Origin of the sequence: Lactococcus sp. AK05 (assembly GCF_041026685.1) — a bacterium.
Taxonomy (GTDB): domain Bacteria; phylum Bacillota; class Bacilli; order Lactobacillales; family Streptococcaceae; genus Lactococcus; species Lactococcus lactis.
The window spans coordinates 119388-142671 of the sequence record NZ_JBFTEI010000002.1 but is presented as its reverse complement, the minus strand read 5'-3'; the positions used below and the strand labels follow the sequence as shown (position 1 = coordinate 142671).

22 protein-coding genes are annotated in these 23284 nt (G+C 34.2%); 14 read left to right on the top strand and 8 right to left on the bottom strand.

Annotated elements, in window-relative coordinates; all coding sequences use genetic code 11:
* Window positions 1-146: 146 nt before the first annotated feature.
* Window positions 147-1310: a recombinase RecA gene (recA, locus tag AB6B24_RS05235; protein WP_023189932.1), complete on the top strand. Its 1164-nt coding sequence runs from the start codon at window positions 147-149 to the stop codon at window positions 1308-1310.
* 12 nt (window positions 1311-1322) lie between these two features.
* Here recA and AB6B24_RS05230 read toward each other — a convergent pair whose 3' ends face one another.
* Both AB6B24_RS05230 and AB6B24_RS05225 read right to left on the bottom strand, forming a co-directional pair.
* Window positions 1323-2696, bottom strand: a complete 1374-nt coding sequence (locus AB6B24_RS05230; protein WP_003131627.1) for an amino acid permease — start codon at window positions 2694-2696, stop codon at window positions 1323-1325.
* A gap of 68 nt (window positions 2697-2764) precedes the next feature.
* The gene (locus tag AB6B24_RS05225; RefSeq protein ID WP_047205639.1) at window positions 2765-4144 is read right to left on the bottom strand and encodes an amino acid permease; all 1380 of its coding nucleotides are present in this window, start codon (window positions 4142-4144) and stop codon (window positions 2765-2767) included.
* A 146-nt stretch (window positions 4145-4290) separates the two neighbouring features.
* Here AB6B24_RS05225 and AB6B24_RS05220 point away from each other — a divergent pair, with 146 nt between their 5' ends.
* The 3 genes from AB6B24_RS05220 to AB6B24_RS05210 all read left to right on the top strand — a co-directional run bounded on the left by AB6B24_RS05220 (window position 4291) and on the right by AB6B24_RS05210 (window position 5720).
* The gene (locus tag AB6B24_RS05220) at window positions 4291-4671 is read left to right on the top strand and encodes a YlbF family regulator (RefSeq protein ID WP_311803978.1); all 381 of its coding nucleotides are present in this window, start codon (window positions 4291-4293) and stop codon (window positions 4669-4671) included.
* Window positions 4658-4972, top strand: a complete 315-nt coding sequence (locus AB6B24_RS05215) for a YlbG family protein (protein WP_162523694.1) — start codon at window positions 4658-4660, stop codon at window positions 4970-4972. The genes AB6B24_RS05220 and AB6B24_RS05215 overlap by 14 nt, the downstream gene beginning before the upstream one ends.
* A 229-nt stretch (window positions 4973-5201) precedes the next feature.
* Window positions 5202-5720 carry a hypothetical protein gene (locus tag AB6B24_RS05210; RefSeq protein WP_003131623.1) on the top strand — a complete coding sequence of 173 codons (519 nt, stop codon included), beginning with the start codon at window positions 5202-5204 and terminating at the stop codon, window positions 5718-5720.
* A gap of 64 nt (window positions 5721-5784) precedes the next feature.
* Here AB6B24_RS05210 and AB6B24_RS05205 read toward each other — a convergent pair whose 3' ends face one another.
* The gene (locus tag AB6B24_RS05205) at window positions 5785-6378 is read right to left on the bottom strand and encodes a CYTH domain-containing protein (protein WP_010905301.1); all 594 of its coding nucleotides are present in this window, start codon (window positions 6376-6378) and stop codon (window positions 5785-5787) included.
* 216 nt (window positions 6379-6594) lie between these two features.
* On the opposite strand from AB6B24_RS05205, the gene AB6B24_RS05200 reads away from it, so the two are divergent.
* From AB6B24_RS05200 to AB6B24_RS05185, 4 genes are all read left to right on the top strand, one after another.
* Entirely contained in the window at window positions 6595-7401 is an 807-nt protein-coding gene (locus tag AB6B24_RS05200) for a DUF817 domain-containing protein (protein WP_311803979.1), read from the top strand.
* A gap of 188 nt (window positions 7402-7589) precedes the next feature.
* Window positions 7590-8249, top strand: coding sequence for a GTP pyrophosphokinase family protein (locus AB6B24_RS05195; RefSeq protein ID WP_015425820.1), 660 nt, complete (start codon window positions 7590-7592; stop codon window positions 8247-8249).
* Window positions 8236-9048, top strand: a complete 813-nt coding sequence (locus AB6B24_RS05190; protein WP_260311586.1) for an NAD kinase — start codon at window positions 8236-8238, stop codon at window positions 9046-9048. The genes AB6B24_RS05195 and AB6B24_RS05190 overlap by 14 nt, the downstream gene beginning before the upstream one ends.
* On the top strand, window positions 9048-9929 hold the full coding sequence (locus AB6B24_RS05185; protein ID WP_311802119.1) for an RluA family pseudouridine synthase: 882 nt from the start codon (window positions 9048-9050) through the stop codon (window positions 9927-9929). The genes AB6B24_RS05190 and AB6B24_RS05185 overlap by 1 nt, the downstream gene beginning before the upstream one ends.
* 42 nt (window positions 9930-9971) lie before the next feature.
* Here the strand turns inward: AB6B24_RS05185 and AB6B24_RS05180 are convergent, their stop codons facing one another.
* The gene (locus AB6B24_RS05180; protein ID WP_311803980.1) at window positions 9972-10802 is read right to left on the bottom strand and encodes a peptidylprolyl isomerase; all 831 of its coding nucleotides are present in this window, start codon (window positions 10800-10802) and stop codon (window positions 9972-9974) included.
* Window positions 10803-11112: 310 nt separating this feature from the next.
* Here AB6B24_RS05180 and AB6B24_RS05175 point away from each other — a divergent pair, with 310 nt between their 5' ends.
* The 3 genes from AB6B24_RS05175 to AB6B24_RS05165 all read left to right on the top strand — a co-directional run bounded on the left by AB6B24_RS05175 (window position 11113) and on the right by AB6B24_RS05165 (window position 14449).
* Window positions 11113-12546, top strand: coding sequence for an amino acid permease (locus AB6B24_RS05175; protein ID WP_010905304.1), 1434 nt, complete (start codon window positions 11113-11115; stop codon window positions 12544-12546).
* Window positions 12547-12659: 113 nt separating this feature from the next.
* Window positions 12660-13472, top strand: a complete 813-nt coding sequence (locus tag AB6B24_RS05170; RefSeq protein WP_029344830.1) for an NADPH-dependent FMN reductase — start codon at window positions 12660-12662, stop codon at window positions 13470-13472.
* Window positions 13472-14449: an FAD:protein FMN transferase gene (locus AB6B24_RS05165; RefSeq protein WP_311803981.1), complete on the top strand. Its 978-nt coding sequence runs from the start codon at window positions 13472-13474 to the stop codon at window positions 14447-14449. Before AB6B24_RS05170 ends, AB6B24_RS05165 begins: the two co-directional genes overlap by 1 nt.
* Before the next feature lie 96 nt (window positions 14450-14545).
* Here the strand turns inward: AB6B24_RS05165 and lysS are convergent, their stop codons facing one another.
* Window positions 14546-16030 carry a lysine--tRNA ligase gene (gene lysS / locus AB6B24_RS05160; protein ID WP_311802114.1) on the bottom strand — a complete coding sequence of 495 codons (1485 nt, stop codon included), beginning with the start codon at window positions 16028-16030 and terminating at the stop codon, window positions 14546-14548.
* 198 nt (window positions 16031-16228) lie between these two features.
* Entirely contained in the window at window positions 16229-17047 is an 819-nt protein-coding gene (locus AB6B24_RS05155) for a LysR family transcriptional regulator (RefSeq protein ID WP_015425826.1), read from the bottom strand.
* A gap of 118 nt (window positions 17048-17165) precedes the next feature.
* On the opposite strand from AB6B24_RS05155, the gene AB6B24_RS05150 reads away from it, so the two are divergent.
* Window positions 17166-18206 (top strand): YeiH family protein, encoded by a 1041-nt coding sequence (locus AB6B24_RS05150; RefSeq protein WP_058219151.1) that lies wholly within the window; start codon window positions 17166-17168, stop codon window positions 18204-18206.
* A 212-nt stretch (window positions 18207-18418) separates the two neighbouring features.
* Here AB6B24_RS05150 and AB6B24_RS05145 read toward each other — a convergent pair whose 3' ends face one another.
* Window positions 18419-19363 (bottom strand): L-lactate dehydrogenase, encoded by a 945-nt coding sequence (locus AB6B24_RS05145; RefSeq protein WP_003131609.1) that lies wholly within the window; start codon window positions 19361-19363, stop codon window positions 18419-18421.
* Window positions 19364-19657: 294 nt separating this feature from the next.
* A complete protein-coding gene (locus AB6B24_RS05140; RefSeq protein ID WP_163646232.1) occupies window positions 19658-20479 on the bottom strand; it encodes a LysR family transcriptional regulator in 822 nt (273 codons plus the stop codon).
* A gap of 154 nt (window positions 20480-20633) precedes the next feature.
* On the opposite strand from AB6B24_RS05140, the gene AB6B24_RS05135 reads away from it, so the two are divergent.
* Window positions 20634-21608, top strand: a complete 975-nt coding sequence (locus AB6B24_RS05135) for a TDT family transporter (protein WP_195935741.1) — start codon at window positions 20634-20636, stop codon at window positions 21606-21608.
* A 289-nt stretch (window positions 21609-21897) separates the two neighbouring features.
* The gene (thiI, locus tag AB6B24_RS05130; protein ID WP_012897217.1) at window positions 21898-23118 is read left to right on the top strand and encodes a tRNA uracil 4-sulfurtransferase ThiI; all 1221 of its coding nucleotides are present in this window, start codon (window positions 21898-21900) and stop codon (window positions 23116-23118) included.
* Window positions 23119-23284: the final 166 nt, after the last annotated feature.

The following is a 23284-nucleotide window of genomic DNA, read 5'->3' as shown; positions in this document are numbered from 1 at the left end:
ATTTTTACTGACAGCTTTTAAAAATTAATTTAAAAAACTCAGTGACAAAGTTAATAAAAAAACGTATAGATAGAATATAGGGGCTTATAAAAAATCCTGAAAAATGCTATAATTAAACAATAAATAAAGAATAACGGAGATAAAATTTGGCAACAAAGAAAAAAACAAATTTTGATGATATTACCAAAAAATATGGCGCTGAACGTGACAAAGCTTTGGCAGATGCACTTGCTCTGATTGAAAAAGACTTTGGGAAAGGTTCACTTATGCGTCTTGGCGAAGCAGCCAACCAAAAAGTGTCAGTAGTAAGTTCAGGCTCACTTGCACTTGATATTGCGCTTGGTGCAGGTGGTTATCCTAAAGGACGTATCGTTGAAATCTACGGACCAGAATCTTCTGGTAAAACAACAGTCGCTCTTCATGCCGTTGCAGCGGTTCAAAAAGAAGGTGGAATTGCAGCCTTTATCGATGCTGAAAATGCGCTTGACCCAGAATATGCAAAAGCGCTCGGTGTCAATATCGATGAACTTTTACTTTCACAACCAGACTATGGTGAACAAGGGCTTCAAATTGCTGAAAAATTGATTACATCTGGTGCAGTTGACTTAGTTGTTATTGACTCAGTTGCAGCTTTGGTACCTAAAGCCGAAATTGACGGTGAAATTGGTGACAGTTCAGTTGGGCTTCAAGCTCGTATGATGTCACAAGCCATGCGTAAACTTGCAGGACATATTAATAAAACAAAAACAACAGCTATTTTCATCAACCAATTGCGTGAAAAAGTTGGGGTTATGTTTGGTTCGCCAGAAACAACACCTGGTGGTCGTGCATTGAAATTCTACGCTTCTGTACGTCTTGATGTACGTGGTTCAACAAAAATCGAAGAAGGTTCTGGAGATAACAAGACCCAAATCGGTAAAATCACAAAAATCAAAGTCGTTAAAAATAAAGTGGCTCCACCATTCAAGGTTGCTCTCGTTGATATCATGTTTGGTGAAGGAATTTCAAGAACCGGTGAACTTTTAAACATTGCTGTTGATGAAGGAATCATCAAAAAATCAGGCGCTTGGTTTGCTTACAATGACGAAAAAATTGGTCAAGGAGCAGAAAAAGCGAAGAACTATCTCAAAGAACATCAAGAAATTTTTGATGAAATTGACCATAAAGTTCGTGCCGCACACGGTCTTCTTGATGAAGCAGAAGTAGCAGAAACTACAGAAGATACTTCAACAAAAGCTAAGGCAACTAAAGCTAAAAAAGAAGAAAAAGTAGTCGAAACTGAAGAAATTGAACTCGAACTCGAAGATTAAAAAAACAGCTGATTATTCAGCTGTTTTTATTTTTTTAAAGAAAGTAAATAGTCCAAAGATAAGAACCCAAATCACAGAACCAATGGCCGGAACAATTGTATCTTTAAAGCAGAATAGTGAAATAAAGATTAAAACAAATCCAGCAATGGCTAATGGAATAAAGATGTGGGCTGCAGGTAAAACAAACCCTTTAGGATCAAAATCGCTTGATTTCCGATATTTAAGATAAGTAATTAAGGTCATCAGATAAACCACTAGAAAAAGATTGGTTGCGACACTGGTAATAAAGACAAAAGAATTAGAAATCGCAGGAATCATCGAGATGAATGGAGTAAATAGAATTAATAATGAGGTGAAAAGTAAAGCATTTACTGGTACACCAGCTTTTGAAAATTTAGTAAATGGTTTAAGTATTTTATCATTATTGAGTTTTGATAAAGAATAAAGATTACGAGTGATTGAAAAGAGGGCAGAGTTTAAAGCTGAAGCAGCAGAAGTTAGTACAACAAAGTTCACTAAAGCCGCTGCCCATTTGATTCCAATGAGTTGGAAAATGGTAACAAATGGTGATTTATCAGCCGGAATATCGCGCCATTGGTAGATACTCATAATTGCCAGCAGTGCCCCAACATAAAAGAGGACAATTCGAATTGGAATTTGGTTAATCGCTTTTTTCAAAGTTGGTCTAGGATTATCTGTCTCTGCTGCAGTCATTCCGATGAATTCCATCGAAACAAAAGCAAACATGACCATCTGGAAGCTTTCAAAGAAATTAGAAAGCCCATTTGGGAAGAACTCGAAGCCTTTGGTGATATTAGTTACACTTACAGTATCAGTTCCTGTATGATAATGACTAAAAATAAGGATTATTGCCGTTAAAATCAAACCAATAATCGCCACAATTTTAATCATCCCAAACCAAAATTCAGTTTCTCCAAAAAATTTTGGATTTAAAGTATTCAATAAAGTTAGAAGAACTAATACAAAGACTTCTGTCATCCAAATTGGTAAATCCGGCAACCAAAAATTAATATAAGTCCCAATAGCAATTAGCTCAGCCATAGCTACAAAAACAACAACCAATAAATAAGACCACTGAATAAAGTAACCAGGCTTTTCACCGAGATAGCGTGAAACAAAATTTAAAAAGGAATGTTGATTGGGATCTTGGTAAAGCATCTCCCCGATAGCTCTTAGGAGAATATACATGAGCGCACCGATTATTAAATAAACAAAAATAATTGATGGGCCAGTGAGGTGAATCGATTTTCCGGCACCAAGGAATAATCCCGTACCAATTGTTCCAGCGATGGCAATAAGTTGAATATGCCTATTTTTTAAACCACGTTGCGAGGGCTTGTTTTCTTCATTTTGATTTGTATTCATAATATTATATTATACGCTTTTTCATTTAGTTTTTCAGAAGTCACTCTGTCTAGGAAAAGATGACTCGCTTAGATTTTTTTATAGTGCGAGTAGAGTCCAAAGAAAATTGTCCAGACAATAGCTCCCAAGGCCGGATAAAAGGTATCAGCATTGAAAAACAAAGAAACAAAGACAATTGCAAAGATAGCTACGATAAAGGGAACGGTAATTTGAGGTTTTGGTGTCAAGAAACCTTTAGGATTGTAATCTTCAGATTTTCGATATTGCCAATAAGTGTAGAGGGTGATAAAGTAAACCACTAAAAATAAATTAGTCGTACAAGAGGCTGCAAAATCGAAAGCATTTTTTATCTGAGGAATAAGAGTCAGGACAGGAGCCAAAAGCGAGAGAGCAGTTGCCATATAAAGAGCATTGATAGGAATTCCCGCCTTAGAAAGTTTTGTAAAAGGAGTTAATCTTCCTTTATCATGCTGTTGAGCAAGTGAGTACATATTTCGTGTTGCTGAAAATAATGAACTATTAAGCGCTGAAGCGGCAGAAGTCAGGACAACAAAGTTAATGAGCGCCGCTGCCCATTTGATTCCAATAAGTTGAAAAACCATAACAAATGGAGATTTATCAGCCGGAATGTAGTGCCAGTTGAAAATAGCCATAATAGCCAAAAGTGCTCCAACATAGAAAAGTAAAATACGTACTGGAATTTGATTAATTGCTTTTGGTAAACTCTTTTTAGGATTAACTGTTTCTGCCGCAGTCATTCCAATAAATTCCATAGAAGTAAAGGCAAACATAACCATTTGTAAGGCACCAACAAAGTTCCAAGCACCGTGTGGGAAGAGTTGAAAGCCATCAAAAATGTTGTTTAGTGAAGCAGAGTCATGAACGGTTTTTCCGCTTAAAACAGTACTATAGTGAAAATTACCAGCTACTAAAATAATCGCAGTGACAATCATTCCAATGATTGCTGCTACTTTAATCATCGCAAACCAAAATTCAGTTTCACCAAAAAAGCGAGAATTTAAAGTATTAAGTCCAAAAAGAAGAGCTAGCATGACAATTTCAATCAACCAAAGTGGAACCTGAGGAAGCCAAAATTGAATATAAGTTCCGATTGCTGTCAATTCAGAGATACAAACAAAAACAATAACTAACCAATAAGACCACTGAGTGAAGTAACCTGTCCTGACGCCTGAATATTTTGTGACAAAATTTAAAAATGAATGCTGACTAGGGTCGTTGTAAAGCATTTCTCCGATTGTTCTTAAGAAAAAGAACATCGCAATCCCAATAAGAATATAAGCAAAGATAACGCTTGGACCAGTCATTTGAATGGTTTTTCCAGCTCCTAGAAAAAGTCCGGTACCAATCGTTCCAGCAATAGCAATAAGTTGAATATGTCGGTTCTGTAAGCCCCGTTGAGCTTCATGTTTCTCTTGAAGATTTTCCAAAAGTTTTCCTCCCTTAAATTATCAGATAATTCCAATAATGTGTTAATTATTATACCAAATTAATAAATTTGTATCAAGAGTCATATTCTTTTTTGCTAAAAATAACAGTAAAGTGTATCATTTGATATTTATGATATAATAAAAATATGTTAATAATCGACCAAAATCTATTAGAAATAGATAATTTGTTGGAAAAGATAGTGGACGAGTTTTTGAAATTTCCAGAAGTTGAAGCTTATCAGAAAGCTAAAGCTGATTTTATGGCAGATGAAAATTTACAAAGTCAGCTTAAAACTTTACAGGATAATTCTGAATATGTCGCTTTTCGGCCAGAGCTAAGAGCGCTTCAGCATGAAATAAATTTGAATGAGAAGGTTTATGCCTTTCGTTTGGCAGAAAACGACCTTCAACAAATTTTGACAGCTTTGACTAAGAAAATTACAAATAGTATTTCGGAACAGATTTATGTTGATGAGAATTTACCGTTGAAAGGAGGGCAACATGGACGACATCATGGAAAGCATTGAGAAAAAAGAAATTCGCCCCCTTTTTATAAAGGAGCGAATCGCAGTTTATGTTTATTGCTATTCATATAAAGGAACAAGACAATTAAGTAAATTTGGCGATGTGGTTTATACAAGCCAAAAATCAAATTATAGTTTACTCTATGTCAATAATGAAAATCTTTCAGATTCATTGAGTAAATTAAAAGATTTGAAATTTGTTAAAAAGGTACGTGTGGGTCATATTAAAGAACTTGACCAAAACTTTTCTGAAGCTTTTGCTCAAACTAATCTTGCCGTTAAAGAGGAAATTGAGCGCTTGTAAATAAGGGAATAAAAGTGAGCTCACGTGTCAATAATGTAATTGGTATTGTGTATTATTTGAGTGAGCAGACTTTTTTTGTTAATATAGTAAAAAAAGAGAGGAGACTTGGTAGAGTAATACTGCTTCATTTGATGAAGTCTGGAATTTGTAAAAAAGTTGTATTCTATAGATTCTGATTATCACTTCTTCTCAACCATGAAACGATACCCAAAACCAAGGAAGAAAAACTATGTTGGAGACTCATTATTACTTCACTCCCATTTTAGACCATTTAGAACCATTTGATCATAATGATTGGCATTTATATCCGATTGTCACTTTACCTGCGGCTAAGCAACTACGGGATGCAGAAGATTTGCCTAAAAATATTGTTTCGTTAAATGCTTGTTATGACCGTTTGCGAAAAGTATCACTTGATTATCTAACTGTAAATCTTTACGGACGAAAACAAGGAAGAGCTTTTCTCTTATTGTTGCAGGATGTTTTAGAAGAAACGACGATTTTAGATTATACAGTTCAAGTTCGTCAGCAGATTTTGAAAGAAATCGGCGTGTCTACTCTGAATTTTATGGAGTATCGTTCTTTTGCTAAAAGACATCTCGCTTTAATGTTAAAAGATTTTAGAAAAAATGATTTTCAAGCCTCTCCAGCAAGTCTGATTATGACTAATGAGGAATGTTTGAAAATTGAAGATTGTCCTCATGCGCTCTTACAACAATACTTAGAACAAATTGAAAAAACTGCCTGATACTTGTCAGACATTTTTTTTATAAAAAAATACTGACAGGATTCTGTCAGTAAAATTTTAAAAATTATTTTCGTAAATGTCTTAAACAGTCTAAAAAACGAACAACTTTGGATTTTGAAAAACGATATTCAACTCGATTTTTATCTAAAAAGTCAAAAAAGTCTTTTTTCCCTTGTTTGCTGTCATCTACTTCAAGCTCAAGCTCATAATCAGTATGCCCTAGATAATCATTCTTGTCTAATGCAGCAAGCCCAATTGGAAGATGTTGCTCATAACGAATCGTCGTCAAACTTCCAATTAAAGTGATTTCCTCAAGATTAATATCTCGTGCAGTTAGTAACTCACAGATTTCACTTAAATCAGTCTCTCCACAGACAATATTTCGCTCGCCAAGGAGTTGTTGAGCTTCTTCAAGACTGAGATCAATATTATATTCAATATTTCCAACTTCTTGCGGAACTTTTAAAGTCATTTCTGCGGACTTATCAAAAGTTCTAATACGCAAAGCCAATTTTTTCTTGCGTAATTTAAAATCTTTTGAATCTAAGTAGTGGTTAGTTTGCCTAACAGGGGTTACGTGAGTAAAGAGTTTTTTGAGCTGGTCATACTCAGCCAGCGACAATAGCGACTTATACTCAATCTCCAAATTCGTACTCATTAATTAATTTTTAAGATAATTTTCTAAAGAAAATATCTTTCCTTTCAGTTGGGTTAAACGATATATTAATTAAAAGTATATCAAAAGGCTGACTATAAGTAAAGTTGCGCCCTAAGTTGAAGAAGGAGAAAAGCTGGCTCAAAGCAGAGAAACAAAGGGAAGCTTTAAAAATGAAGGAGACTAGACAAGGACTGAAAATATGATAGAATTAAGGCTATGGAAAAAGTAGAAGAGAAATATCATTTAAAAGATTTTTGGGATTTTGGTTTGAAACAATTTCGGTCAGCAATTTTTGGAATTACCATTATTCTGTCATTAATTGTGACTACCTTCATCAAAATTCCACATCTTGCACGTTATGACACTTTATTGATTTGCGTCATCGTCATTCAAATGATACTTTTGGTCAGCAAATATGAGCGAGCTTATGATTTAATTCCAATCATGGTCTTCCATGTTTTGGGAATGATTTTAGAAATATTTAAAGTAAAGCATGGGAGTTGGTCCTATCCAGATGCTGGCTTATTTAAAATTATGGATGTTCCCTTATACAGTGCTTTTATGTACTCGGCAATTGGTTCTTATATTGTTCGGGCAATAAAAGAGTTTGATTTAGAAGCAATCAATTGGCCGCATTGGTTGATGTCCATTGGTATTTCTGTTCTTATTTATCTCAACTTTTTTAGTGGAACCTTTGGCTTTGATTTCAGAAATATCTTTTATCTCTTTATTTTAATGATTTTCTGGAAAACTAAATTTACTTTTGTATTGCGGACAAAACGTTATCAAATGCCGGCAATTTTGAGTTTCTTTTTAATCGGTCTCTTTATTTATTTTGCAGAGAATATTGGTTCTTATTTTAGTGCTTGGACTTATTCTTATCAATTAAAAGCTTGGCAATTTGTTGATTTAGGTAAAATCTCTTCATGGACTTTATTGATTATCGTTTCAATCATTATTGTTATTGAACTTCAGAGATATTTTTCAAAAAAGATAAAAGTAAAAGATATAATTAAGAACTAAAAAGGGCAAAATGATTGCTCTTTTTTTATTGAAATTTAAAGCATTTAAGTAGTAATAATGTGAATAAAGCAAACTTATGTTAAAATATTAGATGTGATTCTAATAAATATAGAAGTCAGAAATCGTTTAAGATTTAAATACTCAAAAAAGGAGTATGTGAGAGCAATTGCTTTTGCAAAGTGAAAAAAATGTTTAATTGGGAAGAATTCTTGGACCCTTATGTCCAAACAGTTGGCGAGTTAAAAATAAAATTTCGGGGCGTTCGTAAGCAATATTTGAAGAAAGGACTTTATTCTCCGATTGAATTTGTTACGGGGCGCGTGAAACGTCGTGAATCAATCAGAAATAAGGCCAAACTTCGTGGTTACACACGAGAAAACTTAGCTGAAATGGAAGATATCGCTGGTGTTCGAGTGATGGTCCAGTTTGTTGATGATGTTTGGGATGTGTTGGAGCTTTTACGTAAACGCAAAGATTTTAAAATTATTGAAGAACGTGATTATATTAATAACCAAAAAGCTTCTGGTTACCGTTCTTATCATGTCATCATTGAGTATCCAATTGATACAATTGATGGTTTCCAAATAGTCAATGCTGAAATTCAAATTAGAACCTTAGCCATGAATTTTTGGGCAACGATTGAACACTCTCTTAATTATAAGTACGGGGGCTTAATTCCTGAGGATGTCAAGGCAAGATTGACTAATGCAGCGCGTGAAGCTGCTCAACTTGATTTGGAAATGGGTGAAATCCGTGAGGATATTCAAGAAGCACAGTTACTTTTTGATAGTCCTCAGCAAAAACAAGACTTTAAAAAAGAAAATGGTGAAGAAAATGAACTTTGGTAAAAAAGTCTGGCTTATTGGAAATTCGAGTGAAAAATCCAAAAAAACGCTCAATAAATTGAGCAAGATTTTGAAAGCTGAACATTTCGTTTTTGATGATATTAATCCTGAAATTGTGATTTCAGTTGGAGGAGATGGGACGCTTCTAAGAGCAATGCACATGTACGAATATCAGCTAGATCGTGTGCGATTTTTGGGTGTTCATACGGGGCATTTGGGCTTTTATACTGATTTTACTGACGAAGATTTGTTTGAAGTCGTAGAGGCGCTTTATGATGAAAATCCAGCTCAAGCGATTCACTATCCACTCATTCGTGTTCAAGTTAGTTTTACTGACGGATATCAAATTGTACGGCACGTTCTCAATGAAGCAACGATTCGACGTGCAAGTAAAACGATGGTTGGGGATGTTAGAATTTCTGATTATCTTTTTGAACGTTTTCGTGGGGATGGCTTGTCAATTTCAACCCCAACAGGTTCAACGGCTTACAATAAATCAATTGGAGGAGCCGTTGTTCATCCGCGGGTAAAAGCAATGCAAGTTGCTGAAATTGCAAGTTTGAACAATGTCGTTTATCGAACATTAGGTTCACCAATGATTGTAGCTGAGAAAGATATAATTACCGTTTGTCCTGCGCCAGAGGATGATTATAGTTTGACTTTTGACCAGTTGACTTTTGAATACAAAAATATCAAATCAATTGAATTTTCATTGGATGGAACAACGATTTCTTTTGCAAATTGCGCTCATACACCATTTTGGGAACGGGTCAGTAAGTCCTTTATTGGGGAGGTTGAGTAATGCAGTTTGCTTTTAGAAACGAGATTGAAGGAAGCATGGTTAAATCAATGCTAAGCCGTCACGGTATTTCTAGGAGATTACTGACAAAAGTAAAATTTGATGGTGGAAAAATAACAGTTAATGGTCAGGAAAAAAATGCCATTTATCGTCTGGAAAAGAATGATTTGGTGACGGTCACAGTCCCAGATGAGCCAGATAATGAAAAGTTAATTCCTGATGATTTTCCACTCAATGTCCTATTTGAAGATGACCACTATTTAGTGGTTGAAAAGCCAGCAGGCAAGCCATCAATTACAGGGTCCTTGCATCCGACTGGGGCCATGTCAAATGCTGTCAAAGGATATATTAGTCAAAAAAATTATGCTAATCAAACGGTGCATATTATCACTAGACTAGACCGTGATACCAGTGGAATCATGTTTTTAGCTAAACATCGTTATGCACATGCTTTAATGAATCAACATAAATTTCGCGACACGATGGAAAAACGCTATTTTGCCATTGTAAATGACCAAGATTTACCAGATTCTGGTCGAATTGACTTACCAATTGGACGTCGTGATGATTCGATTATTCAAAGGCAAGTTCGCTTTGATGAAAAAGCAAAAGATGCTCTGACTTCTTACGTTGTTGCTGAGCGAAAAAATGATTTAGCCCTTCTTGATATTATTTTGCATACAGGCAGAACTCACCAAATTCGTGTTCATTTTTCTCATTTGGGTTATCCTTTAATTGGTGATGATTTATACGGTGGAAATCATGATTTGATTTCACGTCAAGCCCTTCACTGTCACCATTTACAGTTCTTAAATCCTTTTACTGACGAAATGGTTCATGTTGAATTAGACATGCCAGAAGATATGAAAAACTTATTGAAATAAAAAAAGTTACTGACAGATTTTCTGTCAGTAACTTTTTATTTATTAAAATTTCCAGTTTTTAAGAATTTTAACAGATTTAATTTTTACAGGGTCAACAGGAGATGAAGCTTCGCCAGAACCACTTGATGTAACCTCGGCTTTAGCGATTTTATCAACGACATCCATTCCTGAGATAACTTGACCAAAGACAGTGTAACTTCCGTCTAGACTTGGGTATCCCCCTTTTTTATAAGCATCAATTATTTTTTGAGGATATTTAGTCTTGTCTTGAATTTGACTGGTCATATCTTGGGAATTTTGCACAATGAAAAATTGTGAACTGCTAGAGCTTGCTTGGCCGGTATTTGCTAAAGCAAGTGCACCGCGGATATTGTACAGTTGATTAGAAATTTCAGTATCAAATGTTTTCCCATCAAAAATTGAAGCAGTACCAGTTCCTTTATTAGAAGGGTCACCAGATTGAATCATGAAATCTTTGATGACACGGAAGAATTCATTGTTTTTGTAGTAACCATTTTTTGCAAGAACAAGGAAATTTTGAACCGCATTAGGGGCCAATTTAGGGAAAAGTTTAATATTGATATTTCCAACAGTCGTTTTAATTTCGACCTCAGCTTCATCCTCAGCAACAGTTGTCGAAAGTTGTGGCAAAGTCAAATCATTAAGGGCAGTTGTAGAATTTTTTACTGCATCATGTAATTTATAATTTGTTGGATAATCAACTTTTTGACTTGAAGAAGTGCTTGTACTACTTGCTGTATTATCAGTTGTTTTTGGACGATTTGCAAAGAAAACAAGGAGTCCAACGACAATAACTAAGACAATCCCAAAGATTGTAAAAAGAATTGTATTATTTTTTTTATTCGTATTCATAGGAATATTTTAACATAAAAATGAGTAATTATAAATTTTTATCAAATTAATTCTTGCAATTTCTAAAAAAAAGGTATAGAATATAGAAAAATCACGAAAGGAGAATCACGAAATGAATAACTTCTCATTACGCCATCATCATTTGCATAGATAAGAGTTGTGTCATACAGTAGGTATAGATACAGCTTTAGAGTACGCTCAAGTATCTATGCCGGTGATTCTCAAGAGACCGGTTGTAAAGACAACTGGTCTTTTTATTTGTTCGTGCTCTGGTTTGTAGAAAAAAACAAGAGATTAGAAAGCAAAGATTATGGAAAATCAAAATCAGGTCAAGCGCAACCTTAAACAGCGCCACATCACCATGATTGCATTGGGTGGTACAATTGGAACAGGTTTATTTTTAACCTCAGGAGCAACAATTAGTCAAGCAGGTCCCTGGGGCGCAGTTCTTGCTTATTGTTTTATTGGTATTATGGTTTACTTCGTAATGACTTCCTTAGGTGAGATGGCGACATATTTGCCTACCTCAGGTTCATTCTCCGATTATGGCGGTCGTTATGTTGATCCTGCTTTTGGCTTTGCATTAGGGTGGAACTATTGGCTCAATGGAGCGATTACCATTGCCGTGGATTTAACGACAGCAGGATTGATTACGCAGTTTTGGTTCCCGCACCTTCCGTCTTGGATATTTTCAGGAATTGCGACGGTCTTAATTTTTATTATTAATGTTATGGCGGTTGGAGCATTCGGGGAAACAGAATATTGGTTATCAACGATTAAAGTGATTACGATTGTCCTCTTTTTAGCTATTGGTTTACTTACCATTTTTGGAGTTTTGGGACAAGGAAATGTTGATGTCGTTGCCAATTTAAGTGCTGGCAATCATGGCTTTGTTGGTGGAATTTCAGGATTTGTTGGAGTTTTACTTATTGCCGGATTCTCTTTTCAAGGAACTGAGCTTTTAGGGATTACCGCAGGTGAATCTGAAGACCCAGGTAAGTCAATTCCTAAAGCAATGAACTCTATTTTCTGGCGTATCTTACTCTTTTACATCTTTTCAATCATTGTGATTGCTGCAATTATCAATTTTAAAGATCCTCGCTTGTTAAATCCAAATTCGACAGCTGTCATGAGTCCATTTACTATTGTCTTTAAAAACATTGGCTTTGCAGTTGCAGCTTCAGTTATGAATGCGGTCATTCTTACTTCGGTAATTTCATCAGCAAATTCAGTAATGTATGCTTCAACACGTATTCTTTATTCATTGGGACAAGAAAAAGGCGCACCAAAATTCTTTGGACGAACAGCAAAAAATGGAATTCCTTTTTATGCCCTATTAGCCACAACAATTATTTGTTTTATTGCTTTCTTAACTGGAATATTTGGAACGCAAATTTATCTTTTCTTGGTTGATTTATCATCACTAACAGGATTTCTTGCTTGGCTTGGAATTTCTATCAGTCATATCCGTTTTAGAAGAGCCTATATTGCTCAAGGGAAAAAATTGGAAGATCTTCCTTACAAAGCTAAATGGTTCCCATTTGGTCCAATTGTTGCGCTCTTGATGACTGCGGCAATTGCCATTAATCTTGACCCAGCCATGCTCTTTAGTGAGCACTGGGGTGAAGGCTTAGCTTTATACGCTGCAATTCCTATTTTCATTATTCTTTATTTTGGTTATAAATGGAAGTATAATACAAAAATTATTCCACTTGAAGAAGTAGATTTGAGTCGAGAAAAATAATATCTGAATCACAATTCGTATAGAGTTGTGGTTTTTTATTTATAATATAAAGAGAAGTAAGGACATTTTTAAGAGTTACTTACCCAAAATTACCAAGTGAAAGAGGAAATGGGATGAAGTTTATCGCCATTGTTGGGACCAATGCTAGTTTTTCTTATAATCGAAAACTCCTTTGGTACATGAAAAAGCATTTTACAAAAGAAGCACAAATTGAAATAGTAGAAATTACAGACCTGCCACTATTTTCTGAGGATATCAGAGAAATTCCTGAAGGTGTTCAGAAAATTGCAGAGGCAATAAGAGAAGCGGATGGTTTGATTTTTTCAACGCCTGAATATGATCATGCGATTACTGCTGCTTTGAAATCATTGATAGAATGGCTGTCATGGATAAAACCTCAGCCATTGAACAGTCTACCGGTTATGATTGTTGGGGTTTCTCTGGGAAATATGGGAACTGTTTTTGCCCAAGAAAACCTTCGACAAATTTTGAGTTCACCGGGTCTGGATGCTTTTGTTTTACCTTCCAATCAATTTCTTTTAGGACGAGCAGCTGAAGCATTTAATCAACAAGATGAATTGATCGATGAACGGACAATTAGCTGGTTGGAGCATTGTTTTAATAATTTTATGATTTACAGTAAAACATTAAAACCGATGAGATTTCCTTCGCCAAAAAAAGAGAATAATAAAGAAATAATTGAGAGTGAGGAAAGTAAAAACTCTACAGAAACCGAGGAAGTTTGGTGGACTAAAGAAACGAATCAAGGATTACCAGTTCTTTCCGATGCAGATACAGGAGCTTCTGAGTATGAAGAAGTGATTGAACCTGAAAATTCGGCCTATCTACAATTTTTGGAAGAGGGAGAAACTTGGGAGTTTGATGATATTGGAGAATTAAGAGGAAAATCGGAAGAAGAAGACTGATGAAAATTTTAGAAAAAAAGTCAACCTTGAAAATTTCCAAAACTTATCGAGCTTTAGGGACAGTCATTAGCTTAACAATTTATGGTCATCAAGACGAGGAATTATTAGATAAAACTTATCAATTAATCAAGTATTATGAGCAGCTTTTTACGGTAAATCGTGACCAATCAGAATTGATGGCTGTCAATCATAAAGCAGGAATAGAGCCTGTTCAAGTATCAGGAGTAGTTTATAGCTTAACAAAAATAGCGCTTGAAAAAAGCAAGGAAGCATTTGGTTTTAATGCAGCAATTGGTCCTCTCGTTAAACTTTGGCATATTGGCTTTTCAGACGCTAAATTGCCAACTCAAGCAGAAATAGATGAAAAGTTAAAAATAATTAATCCAGATAGGATTATTCTAAGGGATGATGAATTTTCAATATTTTTGCCAGAAAAAGGGATGGAAATTGACTTAGGATCGATAGCAAAAGGTTATATTGCCGACCGGATTAAAGATTTTTGGGATGCTTACGGTATCTCCTCCGGCATCATTAATCTAGGAGGAAATCTTTTATTGGTGGGAGAAGCTCCGCATCAGACAGATAAAAAATGGCGCATAGGCATTAGAAATCCTTTAACTAATGATAAAAAACCTGTGCTACAGCTTTTGTCTGGTGAAGGTTCTGTTGTGACTTCGGGAATTTCTGAGCGTTACTTGAAAGTGAATGATAAGATTTATCATCATATTATTGACTCCAAAACAGGTTATCCACACCATAATCAGCTGGCCAGTGTTACTGTTTTATCCAAAAAATCAATTGATGGTGAAATTGAAACGACCCGATTATTTTTTGTTGACGGTCCAATTGAAAATTGGCTGACAGAAAATCCAGAAGTTTATGGCGCTATTTTTATTAGTAAAGATAAGAAAATAAAAGCCGTTGGAATTCCCAAAAGTCAGATTTATGTTGCTGACCAAAGTTTTGAATTTGAATAAGTTAAAATTTAAGTGTAGCTAATTTCTGTCAGTACTTTTGCCAATAAAAATTTACTGACAGAAATAAAAAAAACCGCCAAAAGCGGTTTTTATTTTTTATTTCATAGTTGGGAAAAGCAAAACGTCACGGATTGAAGTCGTGCCAGTAAAGAGCATCACTAAGCGGTCAATCCCGATACCGAGTCCACCTGTTGGTGGCATACCGTGTTCGAGTGCTTCAACGTAATCGTAATCGACACCAGTTGCTTCATCATCCCCAAGTTCTTTAGCTTTAGCTTGAGCTTCAAAACGTTCCAATTGGTCGATTGGGTCATTCAATTCGCTGAAAGCATTGGCGTATTCTTTACCGTTGATGAAAAGTTCAAAACGGTCAGTAAAACGTGGGTCTTTTTCATTCATTTTAGCAAGTGGTGAAATTTCTTTTGGATGACCAAAAACGAAAGTAGGTTGAATCAAAGTTTCTTCAACATATTTTTCAAAGAATTCGTTAATAATATGACCAACAGAAGTGAAATGTTTTTCAACATGAATATCATGTTCTTTAGCAAGAGCTGTTGCTTCTTCAAAAGTCATCTCAGGCCAGAAATCAACTCCAGCAACTTCCTTGATGGCATCAACCATGTGAACACGTTTGAATTTTCCACCAACATTGATTTCTTTACCATCGTATTCAAGAACATCTTGACCAACTACTGTTTTAGCAACATGTTGGAAGATTCCTTCTGTCAAATCCATGATATCTTCAAAATCAGCATAAGCTTCATAAGATTCCATTGTTGTGAATTCTGGATTATGAGTCATATCCATTCCTTCGTTACGGAAGACACGGCCAAGTTCATAAACTTTTTCCATTCCACCAACAATCAAACGTTTCAAGTGTAATTCAGTTGCAATACGAAGCGCCATATCAATATCAAGAGTGTTATGATGTGTGTAGAATGGGCGAGCAGCAGCACCACCGGCTTCGTTGTTAAGTACTGGAGTTTCAACTTCAAGATATCCACGACCATCCATATAACGACGGATTTCACTGATAATTTTAGAACGAGTGACAAAACGATTGAAGCTTTCTTTATTTGAAATCAAATCCAAATAACGTTTACGATAACGTGTTTCAGTGTCAGTCAAACCATGGAATTTTTCAGGCAAAGGACGAAGCGCTTTTGAGAGGAAAGTCAATTTTTTTGCTTTAATTGACAATTCACCCATGTCAGTTTTCATGATTTCGCCTTCAACACCAAGGAAATCTCCGAGGTCAGCTTTTTTGAAAATTTCATAATTTTCTTCGCCGACTTCATCTTTACGAACATAAAGTTGAATTTGGCCTTCGCGGTCTTGAAGATGGGCGAAACCGACTTTACCTTTACCACGTTTAGTCATCAAACGACCAGCGACAATTCCTGAAAGCGCAAGTTCATGCAATTCTTCTTTCGTCTTTTCGTCATAAGCTTCGTGTAGTTCTTGTGAGTTGTGCGTACGTGTAAATTTATGTCCAAATGGGTCAATTCCCGCTTCGCGCAGGTTTTCCATTTTTTCACGGCGGACTTTCATTTGGTCATTAAGTTCTTCGATTTCAGCCAAAATAGTACTCCTTGTAATTTTTTATTCTCTCTATTTTAACATATTTTCAAAAAATTAACAGAAATTTTTTTGTCAGTAAACGCTTTAAGCATGGGCTTGAGAAGATTTTTTTACTGTCAGTAAAAAATGCTGATAAAATGACTGACAGAAATTTAGAAAATGATGAATGACCTTAAAGAATTTCTGTCAGTAAATTTTTTAAAACTCACTTAAATTTTTGATTTTTTTAATCACAGTTTTGAGCAATTTGTCTTGTTCAGACAAAAAAGAAAGACCATAAAAAATGCGTTGATAACGTTCGCCAAGACCTTGAAAAGCAATATTTTCATTAATAAATCGTTTTGAAATCAATGACAGGCCAATGCCAGCCTTAAGTTGACTGACAATCATATCATTGTTATTGACGCTGACCAAATTCTTTGGATTAAGATTATTTTCTTTAAGATAATTATGTGTATAATGAGCCACACCAGACCCTGCTTCGCGAATAAAAAAGATGTCACTTTCTGGATTGCCAGCAAGAACGAGTTCATCTTTAAAAAGTGGGAAAGTTTCGATGGTTTCATCCATCATCGGTTTTTCAATAATTCCAAAATGAATTTCATGATTACGAATTAAATCAAAAACCTCTTGAGAATCAAGCATCATTAATTCAATGTTAAGTTGTTCAAGTTCAGGAATTAAATTTTTAAAAATCAAAGGTAAAACAGTAGTTGCTGAACTATGGGAAGCAGCAATTTTAAAAGGTTTACGACTAGGTGTCTGATTTTTTAGGGAAAATTGTAATTCATTCCAATCATTGAGCGTTTTTAAAGCCTTAGGATAAAGAAGGTGGGCACTTTCTGTGGGAATTACTTCTTGGTGTTGCCCTCTTGAAAAAAGTTGAACTTTTAGTTCTTCCTCCAATTTTTTAATTCTAACAGTTGCGGTTGGCTGTGAAATAAAACATTGATTAGCAGCTCTGGTAAAGCTTTTGGTTTCAAACACAGCAATAAAAGTTTCGAGTAAAGCGAACATAAATCTTCCTTTAATTAATAAAAGTAATTTTAAAAATGATAATAATTTATTTTACAAAATAAAGGAGATTGTGTAAACTAATTGATGCTAGACAATTAAAAAAGGAAAAAGTAGAAAAATGTTAAAATTAAAAAATTATATTAAAAATGATAGACAGGCCATAGTGAGTATTTTGCCAGGATTTCTGCTCTCCTTTGCCATTGCTATAGTAAGTTATTTACTCAATCGTTTCATCTTCCATAGTTTAGGTTCAGCAACCATTGCAATATTATTAGGAATTATTTTAGGTAATTTGTACTTCAAACAAGTCACTTTGTTTGCAGGAACAGCTTGGTCAGAAAAAAAACTTTTGGAATTTTCAGTGATGTTTTTAGGGGCCACAGTCACTTTCCAAACCATTGGTAAGTTAGGATTCTCCGGAGTAGGATTTATACTAATACAAATGATTTCAACAATTATTTTTGTTTTGTTTATGGGTAAGAAACTAGGATTTTCTGCTAATGTTTCTGCCCTAATGGCTTCTGGGAATGCAGTTTGTGGTTCATCAGCAATTGCCGCAGTTGAACCAGTTATTGGAGCTGAAACCAGTGAGAAAAGAACATCGATTGCGATGGTCAATCTTATGGGAACTATTTTAATGCTAAGTCTTCCATTTTTAGGAACTTGGATATTCGGTAATAATGATTTATTAAGGGGGGCACTGATTGGTGGAACAGAACAATCTGTTGGTCAAGTCGTTGCTTCAGCAACAATGGTAAATCCAAACACAACAACCTTAGCCACTCTATTTAAAATTATGCGAATTATCATGCTCGTTTTTGTTGTTTTATATTTTGGTTTCAGAAGTAAAAAACAAAAAATAAATGAACAAGGACCTACTCAAATAAAAATTAAAAGAAATTCTTTTTTACCATGGTATGTTCTTGGTTTCTTAGTGCTTTGTACTTTAGATACATTGATTCATTTTGTGCCGGAAGTTTCAGCTACCGCAAAATTTCTATCCGGTTGGTGTGAAACTATTGCCTTAGCTGCTATTGGTTTGCGACTAAATTTGGTTGAATTTATAAAAGCAGGAAAAAAATTACTGATTTATGGTTTGTCTACTTTAGTCTTTCAAGTAGTTCTTGCACTTATTTTAATAAGCCTTTTAATCAAATAATTAGAATTAAAACGATAATAAAGTCACTAAACCAGAGATTTAGTGACTTTTTTGTGCTAATTATTATCAGTTAAATTTTTGAACCTAGTAAAAAATTATTAATCAATCGGACTCATTAATGTTAAACCAGATTAATCCCCAAAGTGAAGCAATGACTAAAAAGAGTAGAGCAAGCATTTTATTTTCCTTTATATTTGTAAGGTCTGGATAGATTACTTAATAGATTCTATTACCTCTTTAAGTTGACTGACAGATTTTTCAAATTGTTTCTTTTCATAAGCATCAATATTTAGTTCAATGATTTCTCTAACACCATTTTGATTTACAATAGATGGAACACCGGTAAAGACACCTTCTTGACCATATTCACCACGTAAATAGGCAGAAACTGGTAGAATTGCTTGTTCATTATTTAAGATGGCTTTGACAATTCTAGCTGTACTCATTCCAATGCCGTAATAAGTAGCCTGTTTTTTATCAATAATCTCATAGGCAGCATTTTTTACCTTATTTGACAAATTAGACAAATCTTCAACCCCTATTTTTTTATTTTTAACAATAAATTCAAGAATAGGTTTTCCACCTACCGTCGTGTGTGACCAAACTGCAACTTCAGAATCGCCATGTTCGCCAATAATATATCCATGAACGCTCCGTGGATCAATTTCTAGCTTTGTGGCCAACTCTTTTCTAAAACGAGTAGTATCCAAAGTTGTACCAGTTCCGACAATTCGAGATTGATCAAGACCAGAAGTTTCCCAAGCGACATAGGTAAGAATATCCACAGGGTTTGAAGCAATTACAAAAATACCATCAAAACCTGAATCCATAACCTGAGTCACGATTGAGCGCATAATTTTAGCATTTGTATTAACCAAATCTAAACGTGATTGACCTGGTTTTTGATTCACACCAGCCGTAACGACCACAATATCAGCATTTTTACAATCCTTGTAATCTCCAGCTCTCACAATAACATTTTCTTGTCCCCAAGAAACGCCATCTAATAAATCTAAGGCTTCACCCTCAGCTTTATCCTGATTAACATCTATCAAAACCAACTCATTAACAAGTCCTTGATTAATCATTGAATAAGCAATACTTGTTCCAACAAAACCTGTTCCTATAACGACTACTTTTCTGCTTGTAATTTTCATTTCTAGCTCCTTTTCAATTTTTTTATATATTTTTATAAAGCCTATCTGTTAAAAAGCCAAAGATAACTAATCATAGTACATAAAATTAAAATAATAGAAATCACAAAACTAATGATGATAAAAGCCAATTTTATCTCCTCCTTCAACCCCTTTTTCTGATGTCTTTTATAAAATCTATAATTATTTTATCTCTATTTTTGTAATGTGTAAAATGAATTTATTTTATTGTTATTATTAATAAAAATAATAAAAAAACAAAAGCAGCTTGCTCATGTTTTTCTATTTTTAATAATTCTAATGAATTTCGGTTTCTTTTTTTATTTTGCTAATTAATTTTTGAATCACAGGGTCTTTTTCTTCATCAAAAGAAACTCCTAGAAATTCTCTATGATAATTACTCCCAAGTTCTTGATAAGGGATATCATCAGTTAAAAATGATTTAGAAATCAAAGAAGAACCTAAGCCTGCTTTGATATGGGAAATAATCATCTCATTGCTATTCATACGAACAATATTTCTTTGAGCAGAAGGAGCGGACTTGAGATATCTTTTGATATAATATCCAATTCCTGAACCAGATTCTCTGGTAAAGAATGTTTCGGAATCCGTATTTCCGGCAAGTACTAATTCATCTAAAAATAAAGGAAATGTTTCGGTTTGATCGCTAATGAGTAATCGCTCAATGATTCCAAAATGTAAATCATGATTTGCAACTAATTCAAATACTTTTTCTGAGTCATACATATTAATTTCTACATCTAAATGTTCCAACTCGTCTTCAAATACTTTAAAGATTCTTGGCATAATACTTAGAGCAGCACTGTGTGAAACCCCAATTTTGAAAGGATGTTTTGCAAGAGATTTTTTTTGAACTTCAGCTTGGTCTTCCTCCCATTTTTTTAGATAGGCAATAGCTTTGGGATAGAATAATATGGCGGCTTCAGTCGGAATGATTTCTTGGTGTTTTCCTCTTAAAAATAATGTTGATTTTAATTCTTCTTCGAGTTTCTTGATTCTCACGGTTACAGTGGGTTGGGAAATAAATAAATATTTTCCAGCTAAGGTAAAACTTTTAGTTTCATAAACGACGATAAAGGTCTCAAATAATGAAAACATGTGATTTTCTCCCTAAAATACAAAAATAACAAATTATTTTTTTTAATTTATATGATTATAATAATTTATTTTACAAATTAAATCAACTATTATATATTATTAATAGAATCAATTATTTAAGACGAATTAATAAAAAATATAGAAAGAGAAGTTTATGATGTATTCAAAATTCATATCATTTTTAAAACAAATTCCTCTCCCGATATGTGGCTTAATTTTGGGTTTAATATCCTTAGGGAATCTCCTTTACAGTAAAGGTTACCCTATTTTAGGAAATTCTTACGATATGTTAGGTTTATTCCTGATGTTTTTAATTTTGCTCAAGATAGTACTGGCAATGAAACATACAATTTCGACTTTGAATGACCCAATTGTTGCCTCTGTTTCACCAACTTTTACGATGTCTTTAATGGTACTAAGTGTATTTTTAAAACGTTTGTCCGCCTTTAGTCTTCTTGCGAATGTTATTTGGTGGACTGCTTTAATTTTACATCTTATCTTAATGATGTATTTTATTTATCTTCATGTGCTACCAAAAGAATTAAAAATACATGATGTTTATCCAAGCTGGTTTATTACTTTTGTAGGCATTGGGGTAATATCGGCAACATCACCAGATTTCGGTCTTGAAGTGGGTAAAGTTGTGGTTTGGATAACATTACTCTTTTACTTTATTCTTCTTCCTATTGTTATGCATAGAGTTTTCATTTTACGAAAAATTCACAAATCTTTGCTTCCTTTGATTACAATTATCACGGCACCGGGTTCACTTGGTTTAGTAGGATACCTCACCGTTGTGGGAGAAAAATCTAAAATATTCGTTATCTTTTTATTTATTTTATCGCAAGCTATCTATTTTATAACTTTAGGCTTGCTGACAAAACTTTTGAGAAGTGCCTTTTATCCTAGTTATGCTGCCTTTACATTTCCTCTCGTTATTTCTGCAACTGCGGTAAATTTAACAAGTAAACTCAGCGTTTTTCAGTTCCTGAATTTAGAATTATTAGCGAATATGGAAATCCTTATAGCAATTGCAATCGTTACTTATGTGCTCATCAGATACTGTATTTTTTTAGGATCAAAATTAATTCAGATTATGTCTGAAAAATATTCTCCTGAAAGTATATAAAAATAAATCATTGATAAAAATTACCACTAGGTCAATAATCTAGTGGCTTTTTATTTTGCTTTAAAAATAGAGTATATCAAGCTCAATAGAGCCTTAAGAAATCCTTTATAAATGAGACAATAATTTTAAAAAAGCCTATAAAAAAAGGGACACATTGTGTTATAATTAGAACGCTGCGTGCTTTTTTTCTTTAAATAAAGAAGATTTGACTGGTTTTTTAACTTAAATCGTTCATTTTTTTGAAGTATTTAATGATTAAAATTATGCAAAAGAATATAGGAGAATAAAAATGACTGTATTATATGATGAAATCATGGTTCGTTATGGTGAACTTTCGACCAAAGGAAAAAATCGTGGTTACTTTATCAATCGTTTGGCAAAAAATATCCGCGAAGTCCTTGCAGATATGCCTGAATTAAAAATTACAGCAGTAAGAGATAGAGCACACATTGAACTTAATGGAGCAGATTATGCTGAAGTTTCAAATCGTTTAACAAAAGTTTTTGGAATCCAAAATTTTTCACCTTCAATCAAAGTCGAAAAATCAATGCCCATTATCAAAGAAGAAGTTGTGGCACTTTTTAAGGAGATTTATAGCGAAGGGCAGACTTTTAAAATTGCTACCAGACGAGCTGACCATAACTTTGAATTAGATTCAACAGAATTAAATATTGCTTTAGGAGATGTTGTTTTTGATAATTTCTCTTATGCAAAAGTACAAATGAAAAAGCCTGATATCACATTGCGCGTTGAAATCAGACAAGATGCGACTTATCTTAGTTTTGAAGATATAAAAGGTGCTGGAGGAATGCCAGTTGGAACAGCAGGACGTGGACATCTAATGCTCTCAGGTGGAATTGATTCGCCAGTTGCAGGTTATTTAGCGTTGAAACGCGGAGTTGAAATTGAGGCTGTTCACTTTGCTAGCCCTCCTTACACTTCACCAGGAGCTTTGAAGAAAGCCAAAGACTTAGCAGCTAAATTAACCGTTTTTGGAGGTTCAATTACCTTTATTGAAGTACCATTTACCGAGATTCAAGAAGAAATAAAAGCCAAGGCTCCACAAGCATATTTGATGACAATTACACGCCGTTTTATGATGCGCGTGGTTGATCGGGTTCGCGAAGAACGTGGTGGAAAAGTGATTATTAATGGAGAATCTTTGGGACAAGTTGCTAGCCAAACGCTTGGCTCAATGTCTGCCATTAATGAAGTAACTAATACTCCAGTTATTCGACCAGTAGTAACAATGGATAAAAATGAAATTATTGAAATAGCTGAAAAAATCGATACTTTTAATTTATCAATTCTACCATTTGAAGATTGTTGTACTGTCTTTGCACCACCTTCTCCAAAAACAAATCCAAAACTTGAAAATTGTATTCAATATGAAAAGAGAATGGATGTTGAGGGGATGGTTGACCGTGCGGTCAAAGGAATTATGCTCACAACAATTACTGGTGAAAACTGGGACCAAACTGAAGAAGAAGAATTTGCTGATTTCTTATAATAAAAAATGCTACTTATAATATTATGAGTAGCATTTTCATTTGATTAGGAAACTACGATTGATAGTCTAAACTTGACAAAGATTGGAAACAAGGATATAATTACCAACGTTATTTATAAACTTAGAAAAAATTAATTGAGTTCATCAGTATAGCAAGACTTATTAG